The organism is Brevibacillus centrosporus, from assembly GCF_003710815.1.
Classification (GTDB): domain Bacteria; phylum Bacillota; class Bacilli; order Brevibacillales; family Brevibacillaceae; genus Brevibacillus; species Brevibacillus centrosporus.
Map to the genome: position 1 here is coordinate 85,462 of NZ_RHHP01000031.1, position 18,713 is coordinate 104,174.

General features: G+C 50.4%; 16 protein-coding genes. 15 read left to right on the forward strand and 1 reads right to left on the reverse strand.

Going from position 1 to position 18,713, the window contains the following annotated elements; translation table 11 throughout:
* Positions 1-52: 52 nt before the first annotated feature.
* The 10 genes from EDM55_RS21950 (at position 53) to EDM55_RS21995 (ending at position 12,115) form a co-directional block, all read left to right on the forward strand.
* Positions 53-1,276: a CCA tRNA nucleotidyltransferase gene (locus EDM55_RS21950; RefSeq protein ID WP_122961389.1), complete on the forward strand. Its 1,224-nt coding sequence runs from the start codon at positions 53-55 to the stop codon at positions 1,274-1,276.
* Positions 1,266-2,249, forward strand: a complete 984-nt coding sequence (locus EDM55_RS21955) for a biotin--[acetyl-CoA-carboxylase] ligase (protein ID WP_122961390.1) — start codon at positions 1,266-1,268, stop codon at positions 2,247-2,249. The genes EDM55_RS21950 and EDM55_RS21955 overlap by 11 nt, the downstream gene beginning before the upstream one ends.
* Positions 2,250-2,510: 261 nt before the next feature.
* Positions 2,511-3,374 (forward strand): 3-methyl-2-oxobutanoate hydroxymethyltransferase, encoded by an 864-nt coding sequence (gene panB / locus EDM55_RS21960; protein WP_122961391.1) that lies wholly within the window; start codon positions 2,511-2,513, stop codon positions 3,372-3,374.
* Positions 3,371-4,231, forward strand: coding sequence for a pantoate--beta-alanine ligase (gene panC / locus EDM55_RS21965; RefSeq protein WP_122961392.1), 861 nt, complete (start codon positions 3,371-3,373; stop codon positions 4,229-4,231). The genes panB and panC overlap by 4 nt, the downstream gene beginning before the upstream one ends.
* Positions 4,232-4,261: 30 nt before the next feature.
* Entirely contained in the window at positions 4,262-4,645 is a 384-nt protein-coding gene (panD, locus tag EDM55_RS21970; RefSeq protein WP_092272259.1) for an aspartate 1-decarboxylase, read from the forward strand.
* Positions 4,646-4,728: 83 nt separating this feature from the next.
* Positions 4,729-6,213, forward strand: a complete 1,485-nt coding sequence (locus tag EDM55_RS21975) for a tetratricopeptide repeat protein (protein ID WP_122961393.1) — start codon at positions 4,729-4,731, stop codon at positions 6,211-6,213.
* Positions 6,214-6,307: 94 nt separating this feature from the next.
* Positions 6,308-9,217, forward strand: a complete 2,910-nt coding sequence (dinG, locus tag EDM55_RS21980) for an ATP-dependent DNA helicase DinG, 3'-5' exoribonuclease type (RefSeq protein WP_122961394.1) — start codon at positions 6,308-6,310, stop codon at positions 9,215-9,217.
* A 40-nt stretch (positions 9,218-9,257) separates the two neighbouring features.
* Complete coding sequence (locus EDM55_RS21985) at positions 9,258-10,154, forward strand: ComEC/Rec2 family competence protein (RefSeq protein WP_122961395.1); 897 nt, start codon at positions 9,258-9,260, stop codon at positions 10,152-10,154.
* Positions 10,155-10,170: 16 nt separating this feature from the next.
* The gene (locus EDM55_RS21990) at positions 10,171-10,794 is read left to right on the forward strand and encodes a redox-sensing transcriptional repressor Rex (protein WP_092272270.1); all 624 of its coding nucleotides are present in this window, start codon (positions 10,171-10,173) and stop codon (positions 10,792-10,794) included.
* 16 nt (positions 10,795-10,810) lie between these two features.
* Positions 10,811-12,115: an amidohydrolase gene (locus tag EDM55_RS21995; protein ID WP_092272273.1), complete on the forward strand. Its 1,305-nt coding sequence runs from the start codon at positions 10,811-10,813 to the stop codon at positions 12,113-12,115.
* An 80-nt stretch (positions 12,116-12,195) separates the two neighbouring features.
* Here the strand turns inward: EDM55_RS21995 and EDM55_RS30440 are convergent, their stop codons facing one another.
* A complete protein-coding gene (locus tag EDM55_RS30440; RefSeq protein WP_170184359.1) occupies positions 12,196-12,357 on the reverse strand; it encodes a hypothetical protein in 162 nt (53 codons plus the stop codon).
* Positions 12,358-12,491: 134 nt separating this feature from the next.
* Here EDM55_RS30440 and EDM55_RS22000 point away from each other — a divergent pair, with 134 nt between their 5' ends.
* The 5 genes from EDM55_RS22000 (at position 12,492) to EDM55_RS22025 (ending at position 18,551) form a co-directional block, all read left to right on the forward strand.
* Positions 12,492-13,187 carry a hypothetical protein gene (locus EDM55_RS22000; protein ID WP_092272276.1) on the forward strand — a complete coding sequence of 232 codons (696 nt, stop codon included), beginning with the start codon at positions 12,492-12,494 and terminating at the stop codon, positions 13,185-13,187.
* Between the two features lie 29 nt (positions 13,188-13,216).
* On the forward strand, positions 13,217-13,699 hold the full coding sequence (locus tag EDM55_RS22005; protein ID WP_092272279.1) for a cell wall elongation regulator TseB-like domain-containing protein: 483 nt from the start codon (positions 13,217-13,219) through the stop codon (positions 13,697-13,699).
* 183 nt (positions 13,700-13,882) lie between these two features.
* Complete coding sequence (locus EDM55_RS22010; protein ID WP_092272282.1) at positions 13,883-14,410, forward strand: hypothetical protein; 528 nt, start codon at positions 13,883-13,885, stop codon at positions 14,408-14,410.
* Positions 14,403-15,920, forward strand: coding sequence for an AAA family ATPase (locus EDM55_RS22015; protein ID WP_092272285.1), 1,518 nt, complete (start codon positions 14,403-14,405; stop codon positions 15,918-15,920). Before EDM55_RS22010 ends, EDM55_RS22015 begins: the two co-directional genes overlap by 8 nt.
* Before the next feature lie 216 nt (positions 15,921-16,136).
* Positions 16,137-18,551, forward strand: coding sequence for a WIAG-tail domain (locus EDM55_RS22025; protein ID WP_246070878.1), 2,415 nt, complete (start codon positions 16,137-16,139; stop codon positions 18,549-18,551).
* Positions 18,552-18,713 lie beyond the last annotated feature (162 nt).

The window sequence follows — 18,713 nt, forward strand, 5'->3', positions numbered from 1 at the left end:
TCAGAAACACCCCCTTTGGCAGGCGGACGGGACGGAAATGGAGGGAGATTACATGGGAAAAGCACTAGCGATACGGATACTGCAAACCTTGGAAGAAAACGGTTTTGAAGCTTATTTCGTTGGTGGCTGCGTCCGCGATTGGCTGCTCGGAAGACCCGTGCATGATATAGATATATGTACGAATGCCCATCCAGGCGACGTCATCCGTCTGTTTCCCGACCATGTTCCAACAGGGCTGAAGCACGGGACTGTTTCTGTGAAAATAGAGGGGCATTTTTTTGAAGTGACGACCTACCGGACTGAAGGCAAGTACGAAGATTATCGCCGGCCCAGTGATGTGCAATTTGTAGACGATCTGAGACTAGACCTTGAGCGGCGCGATTTTACCATGAATGCTATGGCGATGGATCTGAGCGATCATCTACAAGATCCATTTGCGGGCCGTGACGATCTGGCAAGGAAGCTGGTGCGGGCCGTTGGAGAGCCGGAAGAGCGCTTTCGGGAAGATGCCTTGCGCTTGCTGCGCGCGGTTCGTTTCTCCGCTCAACTGGGCTTCGAGATAGAAGAGAATACACAAAATGCCATGAAGCAGACAGCCCCGTTTTTGGCGCATATTGCGGTCGAACGAGTCAGGGAAGAGCTGAACAAAATGCTTGCGAGCGATGCACCGGAAAAGGGTTGTCTGTTGCTGCGCGAGACGAAGCTGCTGGACTACTCGCCGCTGTTTGCCCAATTGTTTGTTCAATCAACGAATCACGCCTGGAGGCTTGTGCATCTGACAACGCTCTCGCAAAAATGGGCGATGCTGATGTATGCGGCAGGCTTATCCGCCTCGTCTGCCCGTGAAGTGTGCACGCAGCTGCGGATGTCGAAAAAGGAAACGGAAGCGTGCGCGACCCTGGTCGAGTTACTCCTGCGAATACAGCCGCGTTGGGATGAGCCAAAAGCGATTGAGTGGGGGCCATTGCTGTTGGAGGCAGGCTGGGAGGTTTGCACCGACTTGGCTGCACTGCTTCAAGGCTGCTGGTGGAACAAGCAGGACGAAGCGCTTGCTCACACGCTGCGCAAAGCGCATGACGCGATGCCGATCAAAACCGTAAAAGAGCTAGCGGTGTCAGGCTTGGATTTGCAAGCAGCACTTCAGAAGAAACCGGGTGAATGGATTTGGCGTACACTTGCGACCCTGTTGTCTCAAGTGGCCCTGCAAGGTTTGCCCAATACACCGGAAGACTTGCTCGAGGCGGCAAAGAAAGAGGTTGCACGAAATGAATATTAAACAGGTCATTTTAAAAGCCTTTCATGATCACCCTGGAGAGTTCATCTCTGGAGAAGAATTAAGCCAGTCGTGCGGCTGCTCGCGTACAGCGGTTTGGAAGCATATCGAGGAGCTGCGAAAGGACGGCTATGAATTTGAAGCTGTTCGCAAATCCGGCTATCGCTTGCTGATTGCACCGGATCGTTTATCTGCAGCAGAGATCACGGCCGGGCTGGACACAAAACGTATCGGACAGCAGGTTATCGCACACGATGAAGTGGTGTCGACACAGCCGCTTGCACAAGAAGCAGCCGCTCGAGGGGCAAAAGAGGGCACTCTCGTTTTGGCCGAGCTGCAGACTGGCGGAAAAGGTCGCTTGGGCCGTCCATGGCATTCGCCAAAAGGAACGGGCATCTGGATGAGCTTGATCATCCGACCTGCCATACCGCTGCCAAAGACGCCGCAAATGACCCTTTTGACTGCGGTAAGTGTCGCCCGAACCATCCGGGAAGAAACGGGACTTCCCGTCAAAATCAAATGGCCGAATGACATTTTTATTGGGGATAAAAAAGTTTGTGGAATATTGACGGAGCTAAACGCAGAATCGGATCGAGTGAACTATCTTGTGATCGGTATTGGCATCAATGCAAACAGCGTGGAGGAGGACTTTCCACAGGATCTGGCGAAGATCGCGACTTCCCTGCGGATCGAGTCGGGACAATCCTTAAAGCGTGCATCGTTCATCCAGCAATTTTGCCGCTTTTTTGAAGAGGAGTACGATTATTACTTGGAGAACGGCTTCGGGCGTGTAAAACAAGAGTGGGAAGCTCATTCCTACACGATAGGCCGCTGGGTAAATGTGCAAACGATTTCCCAAAGGCTTGAGGGACGAGCCATCGCTCTGGACGATGAAGGCGTTCTAATGGTGGAAGATCAGGCTGGTGTCGTACATAAAGTGTATTCCGCTGACGTCAATTATCGTGCAAATCCGTAAATCTTCTGTTATACTCCATAAAGTGGAGGCTGTATCACGTGGTGAACGGTACTCCCGGAGTAATTTATGGTCTTATTGCGAAAGCTTAAGTGAATGAAGAATGGACAAGAATCTGCTCAGAGCCTGTGTGGACCGAGACAGAAGGAATCCGTAAAAGACGTTAAATGTCTCTTTGGCATGGACAACCTTCTCCCGATTTCGGCGAGAAGGTTTTTTGATTCCATTTGCCCCACAGGTTAGGTGCGTACAGAGGTGAAAAGGATGGCAAATGGTACTAAGCAAATCACTACTTCGGACATCCGAAAGAAGAAAGAAGCGGGCATTCCCATCACCATGATGACAGCATACGATTTCCCTTCCGCCAAGCTGGTCGAGGAAGCGGGAGTGGACATGATATTAGTAGGGGACTCGCTTGGAATGGTCGTACTCGGCTATGACTCGACGATTCCTGTGACGATGGAGGATATGGTCCATCATACGAAAGCGGTTACCCGTGCAGCAAAAAGAACGTTTGTTGTAGCAGACCTGCCTTTCCTCAGCTATCACGGAACGGTAGAGGAAGGTGTAAAAAATGCGGGGCGCCTCATGCAGGAAGGCCTTGCAAAAGCGGTAAAAATGGAAGGCGGACAGGAGCTTGCTCCACTGGTTACGCGCTGTGTTCAAGCGGGAATCCCGGTCGTGGGACACATCGGTTTGACGCCACAGTCCGTTCATCAGCTAGGTGGCTATAAAGTACAGGGACGTGATCTGGAGCAAGCACAGCGACTGTTGGAAGATGCACTTGCTCTGCAGGCAGCCGGTATTTTTGCGATCGTACTGGAATGTGTTCCTGAGGAAGTGACGGGAATGATTGCGAAAAAATTGGACATTCCTGTAATCGGAATCGGTGCAGGCGTGACCTGCGATGGTCAAGTTCTCGTCTTCCACGATGTAGTCGGCTATGCGTCCTCGATCACACCTAAGTTTGTCAAACGTTATGCGGATATTGGAGAGACGATTCGCGAAGCGGTAGCGGGATACGCTCAAGATGTGGAAAAACGGAGCTTCCCTGCGCCTGAGCACGTCTTCCGCGCGTCGGAGAAAACCATCAAACAGCTGTACGGCGAAGGAGTGGCCACGAAATGATTCAAACCATGCAGCAGATTTCAACCATAGCTGAAATGCGCGTTCATATAAAGGAAGCAAGACGTCTGGGCAAAACAATCGGAATTGTACCGACCATGGGCTTTTTGCACCAAGGTCATCTGAGTCTTGTAAAAGCAGCGAGAGAAAAATGCGATCTCGTGGTCATGAGTATTTTTGTCAATCCGCTGCAATTTGGTCCGAATGAAGATTTTGAGCGGTACCCTCGAGACATCGAGCACGACCGGCAAATGGCCCAATCTGCAGGTGTAGACCTGTTGTTTACGCCAGAAGTCAGCGAGATGTACCCAAAACCGATTTTGACCAATATTTCCGTATCCAATGTAACGGAGCAGCTGTGCGGTAAATCGCGCCCTGGCCATTTTGACGGAGTAGCGACTGTCGTGACCAAGCTGTTTCAGATTGTACAGCCTGACTTCGCGTTCTTTGGCCAAAAGGATGCGCAGCAGGTCGCAGTCGTCACGCAGATGACATATGACTTGTCCATGCCTGTACAGATCGTTCCTTGCCCAATCGTACGTGAGGAAGACGGGCTGGCGATGAGCTCGCGGAATGTGTATTTGACTGCCGAGCAGCGCAAGGAAGCATTGGTTTTGTCCCAAAGCTTGAAGCAGGCAAAGTCTTGGATTGAGGAAGGGGTCGCCCTGTCCGAGATTCGTGAGCGGATTATCCACATGATCGATGCGATGCCTCTTGCGTCCATTGACTATGTGGAATTGCTCCGCTATCCGGATTTAAATCCTGTTGAACAGAGAACACCGGGAGAGTCGATCATCATCGTGCTCGCGGTCCGTTTTGGCCATACAAGACTGATCGACAATCTGATTACAAACATCTAAGATCCACGATTGATAAGGGAGGAATTACCTGTGTTCCGCACGATGATGAAGGCAAAAATCCACCGCGCCACAGTAACCGAAGCCAATCTCAATTACGTAGGCAGCATTACGATTGATAAAAATTTGTTGGATGCGCTGGATATTTTACCAAATGAAAAGGTGCAAATTGTCAATAACAACAATGGGGCCCGCCTGGAAACCTACGTGATCGAGGGAGCACCGGGCAGCGGTGTCATTTGCTTGAATGGAGCGGCTGCTAGGCTCGTACAGGAAGGCGATATCGTCATCATTATTGCGTATGCGATGATGACCGACGAAGAGGCTCGCACCTATAAGCCGCGCGTTGCCATCATGGATGAGAAAAATCAGATCAAAGAATTGCTCGGAGAAGAGATCCACGCGACGATCCTGTAACCGGCTATCAGATCGCCCTGCATAGAGCCACCCACCTTGTGAGACAATGAAAGTACTCACGCCTCATAGGGGGTGGCTTTTGCGTGAAAATTGAAGAGTGGTTCCAAGTTTTGCGCTCCAAAGCGGAAACGATTGAGGAGCAGTGGTCGGATGCCTCGGAGCAAGAGAGACTGCAGCTGGCCGACCAATTGTTCTATTTGCGTCAGGTAAGTGATACTGTCGTAGATTTGTGGCTACAATTTGAAGAGCGATTATCCAATGCGATCAGGCGTGTGAAGGAAATGGAAGGGCAAATTAGCCCCGAAGAAAAAAGTGTACCGGCTGCAGAAAGCCTGTCCGCAGTGAAAGCAACGATAACCATGACAAACGAGCAGGGATCAGCCATGGAAAAAACGGAGAAAACCAGCTATACACCTGCCTCTCCACCCAAGGAAGCTAGCGCGTATGAGCCGAAGTTTCGCCGGGGAGAAGGCTTCTATCATCTGCGAATGTATCAGGATGCGAAAAAGTGCTTTGCCGAGCTGATTGAGGAATCCCCCGATTGGGAGAGCGGACGCTTGTACTATGCGTATAGCTTATTGTTCTGCGAGGAACAGGAGGGGGCTTTTCGCGAATTCCGTTTGCTTAGCAGATCTGCCAGCTCTCCTACGGTCGTGGCTATCAGCTACAATGCCATAGGCTGCATTCTTGCGGAGGAGCAGCAATGGCTGGAAGCTGCTCAAGCTTTCAAGCTGTCTCTGGAAGCGAAGCCGGATCAGGAGGAAGCTCGCTATAATCTGGCGCTCTGCTACTATCTGGACGGGGATGCTCAAGAGGCTTTGGATGAAATTGAACGCTATATGCAAAAGGATGAGCACGATTGGGAAGCCCAAATGCTATGGCTGCGAGCAGCCCAGCAGGTGCAAGCAATGGATGAGGAAGCAGAGCTGACTCCGCCACCTTCTTTGCAGCTTCCGACGAGGGAGCTGGATAACGACACGCTTCAGGAAATGGCGTCCTTATACGAATCGGTGGGCAACTATCACAGGGCGCAGATCTGCTATCATTTCTTGTCGGAGCGTTTGCCAAAAGCGGGCTGGGCTTGGCACGGTCTGGCCTGGAACACATGGCTGATCGTAGGTACCAAACGGGCATTGACCTTGTTGAAAAAAGCCATTACGCTGTCACCTGAAAACGACGATTTTACCTTTAGCTACGGGTGGATGCTCTTGTTTGACGGAAAGGTGGACCAGGCGATGGCAGCATTTCGCCATATCCTGGAAAGGGATCGAGACAATCGCTTGGGACAATCCGGGATGATATCCGCGTATGAAAAGCTGGGTGAGCTTGCTTCGGCAAGGCGTCTTGCAAAAGATTTTACAGACGATCAGGATCCTTATGTTCGTGCACTTGGCTATTTCCATTTGGGACGTTTGGCTGTCGTCGAGGAAAACTGGCGGCTTGCCGAACAATATTTTCAGCGAACACTGACACATGCGGAGCATTTCCGCGAAGTGCCGATATACATGCAGCTGTGTGCAACGAAATTAGGAGAAGCAGTGCGCAATAAAGAACTGTTTCAATCCTAACGGAGCAAAAAAGCAGGAAATCCGCCTGTGGTTGCCGAAGTGTGTGGGGGGAGCGGATGACTAGGATCCGCCCAGGTTACGAGGTGACAAACGTTTGAATCGATTACTGGTTGTAGACTTTGAAACGACGGGAAGCCATCCACGCCAAGGAGACAGCATCATCCAGATCGGAGCCGTTGCGATTGACGATGGCATCGTGACTGACAGCTTTTCCACCTTGGTGAATCCGGGACAGGCGATCCCACCCTTTATTACACAATTAACGGGTATCACGGAGGAGATGGTAGCAGACGCTCCTTCGCTAGAGGAAGTTTTTCCGCGTTTGCTGCGGTTGCTGGATGGACGGGCTTTTGTTGCCCACAATGCAAGCTTTGACCTCCAATTTTTACAAGAAGCCCTGCTGAGCCAGGGCTATTATGCGTTTGACGGCTATGTGCTCGATACTGTTGAGCTATCGCGCTTGTTGATGCCCACTCAAAATAGCTACAGGCTGGGTGAGCTGGCCTCCGATTTGGATATCGAGCATGAGAATCCGCATCAGGCGGACAGCGATGCGATGGCAACTGCTCAACTGTTTTTACATCTGATGAACATCGTAAATGAAATGCCGCTCGTGACGATTCAGCGACTGCAAATGCTCGTTTCATCCTTTCGATCGGATATTGACGCGCTTTTGCGCTATGTGGAAATGGAAAAAATGGCGGAGATTCCATTGCTGGATGCCGAGGCCGAGGCCGTTTTAAACGAGCCGTCTGAAATGTGGGATATTTACCGTCAGCTGGCATTGCGAAAGCGTCGAGAAAAGCTGACTGCTTCGCTTCGCACACCTGCGTACGACACAACGTCAATAGCGCCTTTTGACGAGCTGCTGGGTCAAGTGTTAGGCGACGCGGGAAGCATGAGCGTACACGTAGCGGTGTATCAGCGTCGTGATGCTCAGGAGGCGATGATGCACGCCGTTTTTGAAGCAATGCAGGACGGCACGCATTTGCTGATCGAAGCAGGTACCGGTACAGGAAAATCTTTGGGGTATCTGTTTCCAGGTATCATCTGGGCAAAGCAAAATGGACAGCAGCTTGTAGTCAGCACGAATACGATCCAGCTTCAAGAACAGCTGTTCAACAAAGAAATCATGAGCTTGCAGCAGACACTCCCCTTTGAATTCAGTGCGGCCACCTTGAAAGGCAGAGGAAACTACCTGTGTCTGCGCAAATTTGAGCAGGCACTCGAGGAGCCGATCGAAGGCAGCAGTCAGGAAATGCGTCTGGTCAAAGGTCAGATGCTGGCATGGCTGACGCAGACAGAGACGGGGGATGTGGAAGAGTTGAGCATGCCCCCGACCGGACAGCTGTTTTGGCAGCAAGTAAAAAGCGATACAGGCTCCTGTCTGAACAGAGCTTGTCCTTGGTTTAGCCGTTGTTATTACTTCCAGGCAAAGGATCGAGCAAAGGACGCTGACGTTTTGATCGTCAATCATGCTTTGCTGATCAGTGATCTGCAAGCGGAAAATCGGATACTGCCGCCATATGAAGTGGCGATTATCGACGAGGCGCACCATCTGGAAGACGCCGCGACCCAGCATATGGGAAAACAGTTTACCACGACACAGCTTTTGTTTCTCTTGGACCGGGCGTCCGTGGAGCCAGGTGCGGCACTGACTCGCTTTGCAGAGGAATGGGAGAGCTGGGTAGGTGCTCCACAAGACTTTGTCGCAGAACATATGGCGGAGCTGCAAGCCCTATACGCTCCTTTGCGTGATAAAGCTACCCACTGGACGCAGCTGTTGTATGCTTGGGCCTCGGACCGTGCGGAGGAAACGACGGAAGCGGGGAGAGAAACGGTCCGCTATCGAGTGGAATCCTTTACGGGTAAACATGAGCGGATCCGAAAAACGACGCGCAAGCTCATCGAAAGCATGTCCGCTTTTGCACAGGTGTTTGATCGTTTTGTTCGAGGGCTGCCGGCTGACGATAAGCCGCCGTTTGCTTTGCGCAGTTTGCGGACAGATCTGTTCGGGCTATTGAATGACTGGCAAAAGGTAACCGAACTGCTCCATTTCTTTTTACTGGAGCAAGATCCGCAGTACGTGTACTGGATGGAGGTAGAGGCACGGACAGCGCGCAAGCAGGTGCATCTTTCGGCAGCGCTCTTGAAGGTCTCTGATTCTCTTACCGAGCCGCTTTTTGCTCAGAAACAGAGCATGATTCTCACTTCGGCGACCTTGACTGTGAAAAACAGCTTTTCTTACGTAATCAATCGATTTGGGCTGGATCAATTACCGGAAGAGAGAGTCAGAACGCTCTCCATTCCTTCGCCTTTTGATTATGAACACCAAGGCTTGCTGCTCATCCCATCCGATTTTCCTGCGCCTGGCAAGGAAAACGATCTGACTTATGTAGATGCAGTGGTGCAGGGCTGTGTGGATGTAGTACTGGCATCGAAGGGACGCACGCTGATCCTGTTTACATCTCATTCAATGCTGCGTCTGGTCTACAACGCGATGAAGGAACGTCTGGCAGATGCCCCTGACTCCTATACGCTTCTCGGACATGGGATCGACAGTAACAACCGAAGCAAGCTGGTCGGTTTGTTTCAAACGATAGAGAAAAGCGTACTGCTTGGAACGAGCAGCTTTTGGGAGGGGGTAGATATCCCTGGCGAAGCACTGAGCAGTCTGGTTATTGTCAAGCTGCCATTTACCCCACCGAATCATCCGGTTTATCAAGGACGTTCCGAGCTGCTGAAGACAGAAGGAAAGAATGCGTTTATGTCGATGGCATTGCCTCAAGCGGTGATTTTGTTCAAGCAAGGGGTAGGGAGATTGATCCGTCACCACCTGGATCGTGGTGTGGTGATTCTCTTTGATACGCGAATCGTCGAGGCAAGATATGGGCGGTCTTTTCTGCAATCCCTGCCGCCTTATGCCGTAGAGAGCGGTCCATGGCCAGAGCTGCGTGAGAGAATCGAACCATTCCTCGGTATGTCCACCTTGTTAGACTCATAAAATGAAGCAATAGTCTCCCAAGGATTTAGGTGATAAAATAGTGGGATGGAAAACAAAATGGCGCTGGTTACTTCTGGGGTTTTGTGCGGCTTTTCTCTTCGCGTACTCTTTTGAGAGTCCGTCACAGAGTGCGGTAAAGGTGGAGGATCCGTATGCCAGTGAGAACGAGCAAGACTTCTCAGGTCTTGTGATTACCTATTTTGCCCTTCCGAATGGAGAAAGCACACTTGTCCGATTGCCTGGTGGCAAGACGATGCTGATCGATTCTGGAATTGCAGAAGATTGGCCAGTTTTGTTTGAACGATTGTCCGAGCGCAAATTAACGCGTCTGGATTACCTGGTCCTGACCAATGACCAGCCGGAGCATGTGGGTGGCTACGAGCAGCTCACTGGAAAAATTCTGGTTGAAAACGTGATTGTACCGAAGCTGATTGAGCAAAGCATCGTCAAAGCGCTCCCTGTGCGCTCTACCCTCAAACGGATTACGGTCACAGCTCCTGGCGAGTTCAAGCTGAGCAGTGAGGTATCTATGCAGGTGCTGCTGCCACAGGAGCCGTTGTTTCTGTCTCCACAGAACAATTCGCTCGTCTTTCAGCTGAAGCATGGGAATCTGCGATTTTTGTTTACCAGCGGGATTAATGAGCAAGCGGAGGAGCGTTTGCTGCAGTGGCATCCAGACCTTTTGAAAGCAGAAGTGCTGAAGGTCGGGGACCAGGGCAGCAATCAAGGCTCTTCCCAGCCGTTCTTGACGAAGGTCGATCCACAGGTGGCGATTATCCAGACAGGTAAGAACAAAGACAGCATGAGAGACGGCCACTCCGAAGTGCTAGAGCGTCTTGGGGAGTCGTGGGCCGAAACGTATATCACCAGTCACGATGGAACAATCACGATTTTATCGAATGGAGTAGATTACCGGGTATTGAAGGCTAAGAAATGAAGAGGGGAGACCAAACGTGGCCAAACAAGAAAAGATTTCGGAAGCGGTTGTCCGCCGCCTGCCGATCTATCTGCGCTATTTGAGTTACTTGCAGCAAGTGGGCGTGGCAACCGTTTCCTCTCAACAGATGGGCAAGAATCTGGACGTCAATCCGGCGCAAATCCGAAAAGATCTCGCCACGTTCGGGGACTTTGGCAAAAAGGGAATTGGCTACGATGTAAATTACCTGGTAGAAAAAATACGTCAAATCCTCAAGCTGACAGATGAAATACGGGTAGCCTTGGTTGGTGCCGGGCACTTGGGCCATGCGATCAGCAACTACAACGCTTATTTGAAGGATAACATGCGTATTGCGGCCATCTTTGATTGCGATCCGGAAAAGCTGGGAAAAAAAGTGGCTGGGTTGTCCATTCAGCCCTTGGAGGAGCTGGCACAGACCATCGCAGATCAACAGATCAAGCTGGCGATTATCACTGTGCCTGCACCGGCTGCGCAATCCGTATGTGATCAGTTGACTGAAGCGGGGATCAAAGGGATTTTGAACTTTGCGCCCACCACGATTCGCGCCCCGAAAGATGTGCGAATTCACTATGCTGATGTGACATCCAATATGCAAAGCTTAGCTTATTATCTAACGTAAAGAACGGAGTGTATCCATGAAAAAGACGATCCTCATTCACGCAACGGTTCTAACAGTCAACGAGACGAACGAAGTCATCCACGACGGTGCTGTCGCATTTGAAGGCGACACCATTACTTATGTGGGTCCTACACCAGAGGACCTGTCTGACGCAGGCTATGATGAAGTCATCGATCAAAAGGGCGATTATGTCCTTCCTGGCTTGATCAATACGCATGGGCACGCAGGCATGTCTCTGCTGCGCGGGTACGCGGATGATTTGCCGCTGCAGCAATGGCTGGAGGACAAGATGTGGCCGCTGGAAGCACAATTTACGGCGAATCACGTGAAATGGGGCACCCATCTTTCTCTGATCGAGATGATCCGTACGGGTACGACTACCTTCGTCGATATGTACGACCACATGGATGAAGTAGCAAAAGCAGTTGATACGGCTGGAATGCGCGCTCGTCTGTGCCGGGGGATGATCGGCCTATGCTCGGAGGAGGAGCGTCAAGCAAAGCTGCAAGAATCGGTTAAGTTTGCAAAGGAATGGCACAACCAGGCAGATGGACGCATCACAGTCATGATGGCACCGCATGCTCCGTATACATGCGATCCACAGTTCATTACACAAATCATTGAAAAAGCAGATGAGCTGTCCCTCCCGCTTCACATCCATATGTCCGAAACGGCTTGGGAAGTTGGACAAAACGAAAAGGATTACGGGCTTCGTCCGGTAGCTCATCTAGAAAAGCTCGGCATGTTTGCCCGTCCGACACTGGTTGCGCATGCAGTCCATCTGACGGATGAAGAGATTGACATTTTGGCAAAATACCAAGTGAAAGTTTCCCACAATGTCGTGAGCAATCTGAAGCTGGCGAGCGGAGTGGCTCCTGTACCAAAAATGCTGGCAAAGGGCGTAAGCGTCTCGCTGGGTACAGACAGCTCTGCGAGCAACAACAACCTGAACCTGTTTGAAGAACTGAAGCTGGCTGCGATTTTGCATAAAGGTGTGAACAACGATCCTGTAGCGGTACCGGCAGAGGAAGCCCTTCGGATGGCGACTCGCTATGGGGCCGAGGGTGTATTCCAGGCAGATACGCTCGGCAGCATCGAAGTGGGCAAAAAAGCAGACCTCATCGTACTGGACAGCCATCAAGCTCATTTCCATCCGGCTCATGAACCTATTTCCCATGTGGTGTACGCGGCGAATGGACGCGATGTAAAGGATACGATTGTAGCAGGGAAGTATTTGATGCGTAATCATCAGTTGCTGACCTTGGATGAAGAACGGGCTATTTACGAAGCCAACCGTGTGTTTCAAGCATTGAAACGGTAAAAAGGCTCCTGCCAGGTGAGGACAGGAGTAAAGAGGGTTAGGTGTAGGTAGGGGAATTTGGTTTCAACAACTTGCCGTGCTCATTTTCGCCATAGCTCGCTCAAGAGATGATGGCGGAAATGCAGGGTGGGTGTATGAGACGAGTTACGCAGTGGTGAAGACAATGCTGCCCAGGAGACGCGGTATTCCTGCAACAAAAACCCTAGTACGTCAGGAGATGTAGTCTGCCCAGAACTCTTCACGCGCTCACCTCCTCGGGGTGTACATGTAGTATGACCGTCATGTTCCATGCTATGATTAGCAACTTTTCCGTCCGGTTCTAAAACCTTCCCGTATAGCATAGGCTTAGACAAAAACGGGACAGGGGGATGTGGACATGTATGTACGGCCCAGGCTGCTTTGGTGGCTCGTACCCATCTTTCTCAGTCTGTTTTTCGTGGGTATCGCTCTTGGCAAGCTCGGCAGCGAGAGCGACATGAAAGGCGGTCGAGTCATGGAGCAGGGAGCAGGGGCAGGCTATGATCCAGTAACACTGTCTATGCTTTTGGATCAATTGACCAAGGATGAAGAGCGATCCTTCATCGTTTATGTGAAGGATCAAGCATTGAATGGGCGATACCAGCAGGAACAATTCGAGTTGAGTGGAGAAATAGGCGGTCATCAATTGGAGATTGCACGTAACGGTGAGCCACAGGTAAACGTACAAATAGATGGGCAGAAGCAGGATAGTGCCTCGCTTCCCTACGCATTGTACACACCGCACGAGCATGCCGCAGTGATCAAGAGCGTCATACAATCGGTAGCACCTCAACCTATGCAAGATCCTAGCGGGCAAGGCTGGAAGGGATATCGACTGTCCTTGCCGCCAAGGGAAGTGACTTCTCTGTTATCCCTCTGGCTTGGGCCATCGTTTCCAGTCTCCGAAATGACGCCGGAGCTAACCAAAGGAATTGGCGTCACCTATCAGCTGTGGTACGAGCCTGCCACGGGTACTATCCAGCAAATGGATATCGAGATGCAAATCAAGACCGCTGCAGGGGAAAAACGGGATCAGCTGCGCTTCCGCCTGTAGGGTCATGGGGAAAAAGGAGTTATTGGACTGTGGCAGTGAGAATGATCGTGGTCGTGATCGCCGCTCTCGTAATTGTCGGGACGGGCTTCACGTACCATTTAGCCTCTACCGTCGTAGGGGCACGAAGTAACTTTGATGAGCAAGTCATGCAATGGGTAGCGGAGCGCACAACGATCACGCAGGTTGATTCGATTGATGAGTACAGAGGAAAGCAGAGCTATGCTGTCGTACTCGGGAAAAACAAAGTGGGAACACCAGTCGTAGCGTGGCTGACGGATAAAACTGCTGCGTTTGATCGGATGGATCGTGCTGTTCCGAGGAAAAACGTGGAAGCAGCCGTGCTGAAAAGCTTCCCTGAAGCGACCATCACGCATATCGTGCCTGGACTGGAAAACGAGAAGCGTTTTTGGGAAGTAACCTTGAAAGACAAGGATGGGCGTTTCCGCTATGTGCATTACGATTTGTTCAGTGGTGCCCTGCTTGCCTCTTACGTGTTGTCCCCTACGTTTTAAAACAGGAAAAGTACGTTTGAAGCGCAAAAGACCTTTTCTATGGGAAAAGGTCTTTTTGTTGTTAAGAGGAGGCTGAAATGGCATCATAACCAGTAACTGTATAATAAAATGATATACTCATATGATATACTGGTTTCGTTGAAGAGAGAGAACAGAACGTATTGGCAAGGGGGAGAAGCTACAGTGCAAATGAAAAAGGGTACAATTGGACTGTCCTTGGTAGCGACACTTGCTCTCCTGTTCGGCGGATGGTTCTTGTATCAAAAGATCGAGATAGAGGAACCGATCCGTACCGAAATCGGACAGCTGCAATCGGCTTCATTAACGCATTTGGACGTGGGTAAAGATCAAATTCAGATAGATTTGAAGGTAACAAAGCCTGAATCGTTTCCCGAAGAATACCGCAAGCTGGTGGACGTGACATCGAAGCTGTCCGCCAACAAGAAAGTGGTCATTTCCGTCGATAACCAGTCACAGGATTTGCGAGAGATCTGGACGAATGGTCAGTTTGTATTTACAGAAGCGATCGATTTGCATCAATACAGCCGGATTCCACAGCTCGTGGACCAATGGAAAAAAGACCATCAGTTAGATGATGCGTCTGCCTTGATGGATGACAACAACATTTATGTTTATTTAAAAAAGGGGACGGAGGATTTCTATACGATCGTTCCCCGAACCATGGAAGATGAGGTGACGGCTCGTGGGTAAAGAAGCCTTGATCGGTATCATCCCCGGAGTCTTGATCTTTCTGTTGTTTCTAGGCGTAAATATTACTCCTTTTGTACTGTTCGCATTGGTACTCGGGGGTCTTTTTTTCCTCTTGATTCGTCAGCAAGGCGGTCAGGGAGGCAATTTTGCGCTCGGAGGAAAGAAAAAGCAAAGCAAACATGTCATTCCCAAAACGGATATACAGTTCGCTGATATCGGAGGACAGGAGCGAGCAAAGAAGGAGCTGAAAGAAGCCCTGGATTTTCTCGTGTACAAAGACAAGATCGAGCAGTACGGCATCCGTCCCATTAAAGGTGTCCTGCTGACAGGACCTCCGGGAACAGGGAAGACGCTTATGGCCAAAGCGGCGGCGAACTACACCAACTCTGCCTTCGTGGCAGCCTCCGGATCCCAGTTTGTGGAGATGTACGTGGGTGTTGGTGCGCAGCGAGTTCGCGATATGTTTAAAGAAGTAAAAGCCATGGCGGAGAAAAATGGTCAGGACAGTGCGATCATTTTCATCGATGAGATTGACGTCATCGGGGGAAAACGCGACGGCCAGCAGCAAAAAGAGTACGACCAGACGTTGAACCAACTGCTCACGGAAATGGATGGCGTCGCAACTAGCGACAAGCCGCGTGTACTCGTCATGGCAGCAACCAACCGCAAAGACATGCTGGATTCTGCCTTACTGCGTCCAGGCCGCTTTGACCGCCACATCAATGTCGATTTGCCAGATAAGCCGGCTCGCGAACAAATTTTGACGATTCATACGGCTAACAAGCCGCTGGGTTCCGATGTAGCGCTGGAAAAGGTAGCGCAGGAGACATTTGGTTTCTCCGGTGCTCAGCTGGAGAGTGTTGCGAATGAAGCGGCGATCTATGCGATGCGAGACAGCAGCTCGAAAATTGAAGCGCGTCACTTTGCCTATGCAGTAGACAAGGTCATGCTTGGTGAAAAGGTTGACCGTGAAGCCTCCGCAGAGGAAAAAAGACGCGTGGCTCTCCATGAGCTTGGACATGCGATCGTCAGTGAAATGGTACGTCCGGGCTCCGTTTCACAGGTAACCCTAAGCCCTCGTGGACAAGCATTGGGCTATGTCCGTCAAAATCCACTGGAGGATCGTTACCTGTATACGAAAGAGGCCATGGAAAAACAGATCATGGTCAGCCTCGGCGGTGCGGTAGCGGAAGAAATTTATTATGGTGGACGCAGTACGGGCTCGAAGAACGACTTTGAGCAAGCGTTAGGTATGGCGCAGGAGATTGTTCAGAGTGGGATGTCGCGTCTGGGGATCATCCATCCGCAGTTTATCGATAAGACGCGGATTCACGATGAAGTCGAGTACCTGCTGGACAATCTTCTGAAGCAGACGCACGATATGCTTGGAAAATGCGATGCTGTCTTTAAAAACGGATTGCAGACGTTGCTGGATGCAGAGGTTCTACAGGGCGATGAGTTCCGTAAGCTGCTCGAACAAAACCAAACAAAAGAAGAAGTACTCGTGTAAAACACAAGGAAGCTACGTCTTTTTTAAAGCCTGCTTGCCAAAGGTTAATCCTTTTGGCTGGCAGGTTTTTTTGTGCCTGTGACACAGATGAAGTACCGTGCAAATGAACTCTATCAGCCACATCAAGGATAATTTTTCCTACCGTGTACCAAACGCCTATTTCCATGAATACCCTACATAAGATACGGGAAAGACATCAGGAGGCAAGGAGACTCTATGGCAAATGTAAATCGGCGAAAGCTAAATAAAAATCTGGGGAAAACGATGCGGCAAAACTCCCTGGAAAACGAAATTCCGCTCTTGCAAACCAATAAAGATACGGATTGGCTCCAGGAGCTCGAGACAGAATTGCTGGAGGTAGATCTTACCTCAGGCTTCCCAAATCAGACGAACATCGAGCCAAGCGCGCCAAAGACACCACCTTTTCAAAAGATACCGAAACAAGGTATTTCTTCTAATCAAACAACTTTTACCCGTGTGATTAAGGATCGCAATGATGACCGGGTGAGATCATTTGTCTATACAGATGACCTGACTGATCAATCCGTCACGAATGAAAAAATCGCAAACCGCGCCATTGATGCTAGCAAAATTAAGCCTGGAACCTTGGAAACGGCGCTGCTCAAGGATTATGCCGTAGACAGCAGCAAGCTTGCCGACCAAAGTGTGACCTCGAATAAAATCGCACCCCACGCGGTCCAAAGTGAACACATCGCAAAAGGAATCATCAACAGTGACATGATTTGTGATCGCTCCATCTCCGGTCAAAAGCTTCTGAACAACAGCATCACTTCTGATAAGCTGGCGGATAAAGTCATTGACTCGATGAAATTTGCAGAGGGAGCGATTCAAAGCAAGCATATCCAGGAGCAGTCGATCACGACTGAGCTGGTTCAGGATCAGGCGATTACCGGAGACAAAATCAAGACAGGCGGTGTACAGACCAGGCATTTGGCCAATTACGTCATTAATTCCGTGAAGCTCGAGGATGGCGCGGTTACGACCGACAAGCTCCGCGATGCGTCGGTTACGGCCAACAAGATCGATGAGGATGCAGTCGAGTCCCAGCACATACGTGAAGGGGCCATTTTTCATCATCATCTGGCAGAGCATGCAATCGATAGCGACAACCTGGCACCCGGATCTGTGACGGATGTCCATATTGGCTTTCAATCGATTTTCAGTCAGCATCTCCATTCAGAGGCGGTCACCAGTGACAAAATCGGCACGTTTGCTGTATTGACTGAGCATCTGGATCATTCGAGTGTGACCTCGGAGAAAGTCGCGAAGGAATCGATTGGCAGTGTTCATCTAAAAGCGGGCAGCATTCAGACCACTCACTTGCAAGACAATGTCGTGACCACGAAAAAAATAGCCGACGACCAAGTGACGACTTCCAAGGTGGCGGATCGTGCCATCACCGGCGATAAGCTGGCAACTCGCAGTATATGGGGTCATCATTTGCTGGAAGACAGTGTGGACGCCAAGCATCTCGCTGACGGAGCCGTCATTCCTGAAAAAATTGCCAAAAAGTCCATTGAAGAACAGCACTTGACCGATCGCCTTATCGGCAGCAACCATCTTCGGGAGTATGCGGTTCAAACCCATCATCTCGCGGATCACGTCATCACGACATCCAAGCTTGCCCCGGAATCCGTTTCTACCGATAAAATTACGGAATTAAGTGTAAACACGGGCAAACTGGCAGATTCAGCGGTGACAGCGCAAAAGATGGCGAGCGAGGCCGTGAAAACACGCCACCTGAGCAAAGCGTCCGTGACTGGGGAGAAGCTTGCAGAAAAGGTCATTACCAGCGCACACCTGGCTAGTTTGTCTGTTCAAAATGAACATCTCGTCCCGAAATCCATCACGAAGGAAAAGCTGCAGGAAGGCAGTGTCACGCGAGAGAAGCTGGTTGATCGCGTGGTGGACGGCAACAAGCTGGAATACAAATCGGTAACAGGAGAGCACGTCGTTTTAGAAAGCTTGACCGGCAAACATCTGGCTGAAGGAAGTGTCACAGGCGAGAAGCTGGCTCAAAAAGTCGTCGAGACAAAGCATTTGAATGACCGAGTCGTCACAGAGGAGAAGCTTGCGGATGGCAGTGTGACAGGAGCGAAGCTGGCACCTGGATCGATTCAGGAGACGCATCTGGAGGATCGATCGGTTACGGCGGATAAGCTCGCTTTCCAGCCTGTGCACACCAACAGGCGTCTTGGAACAACGCTGCAGCAGTTTGGGTTTGCCCCTTTTCGGATGGAGGCCAATCAGGCAAGCGTGGACGTCAAAGTGTCACTGATGGAGCACTACGCGAATACGAACTACTGTATCGTCGGAATGACAAATCAGGCGGGTCTGGCAGCAGCACTTAAAAAGCAAAACAGGTCGACAGCGATCATTACCGTATTCCGACAGTCCGCAAATGAAGAGACGAGCGGTGTTCTGCAATGGATTGCGATCGGCGAAAAAGGAAGCAGAGTGGACGAAGAAGACGACTTGCTCGAATCGACGGAAGAAGCAGACGAGTTGCAAGCGCTGGCGGATGAGGATCCGATGGCAGCATTGGAAGAGGATCTTGAGAGTTTGGAAGACTTTGCAGATTTATCACAGGATCAAGAAGAAGAATCATAAAAATAGGAACCTTTCTGCAAATGGCAGGAAGGTTTTTTTATCCTGGTCTCAATCAATGAGTTTGTTTTCATAATATAATTATGGTAAACTTTATAGGCAGTCTTTCATTGAATTTGCCTAATCCCAATAGTATAATTGCTAGGTATACCCGTTAGTTATTTG

Coding starts and splice junctions, on each gene's coding strand:
- EDM55_RS21950 (WP_122961389.1), top strand. CDS start 53: ATGGGAAAAGCACTAGCGATACGGATACTGCAAACCTTGGAAGAAAAC.
- EDM55_RS21955 (WP_122961390.1), top strand. CDS start 1,266: ATGAATATTAAACAGGTCATTTTAAAAGCCTTTCATGATCACCCTGGA.
- panB (WP_122961391.1), top strand. CDS start 2,511: ATGGCAAATGGTACTAAGCAAATCACTACTTCGGACATCCGAAAGAAG.
- panC (WP_122961392.1), top strand. CDS start 3,371: ATGATTCAAACCATGCAGCAGATTTCAACCATAGCTGAAATGCGCGTT.
- EDM55_RS21995 (WP_092272273.1), top strand. CDS start 10,811: ATGAAAAAGACGATCCTCATTCACGCAACGGTTCTAACAGTCAACGAG.
- EDM55_RS22000 (WP_092272276.1), top strand. CDS start 12,492: ATGTATGTACGGCCCAGGCTGCTTTGGTGGCTCGTACCCATCTTTCTC.
- EDM55_RS22025 (WP_246070878.1), top strand. CDS start 16,137: ATGGCAAATGTAAATCGGCGAAAGCTAAATAAAAATCTGGGGAAAACG.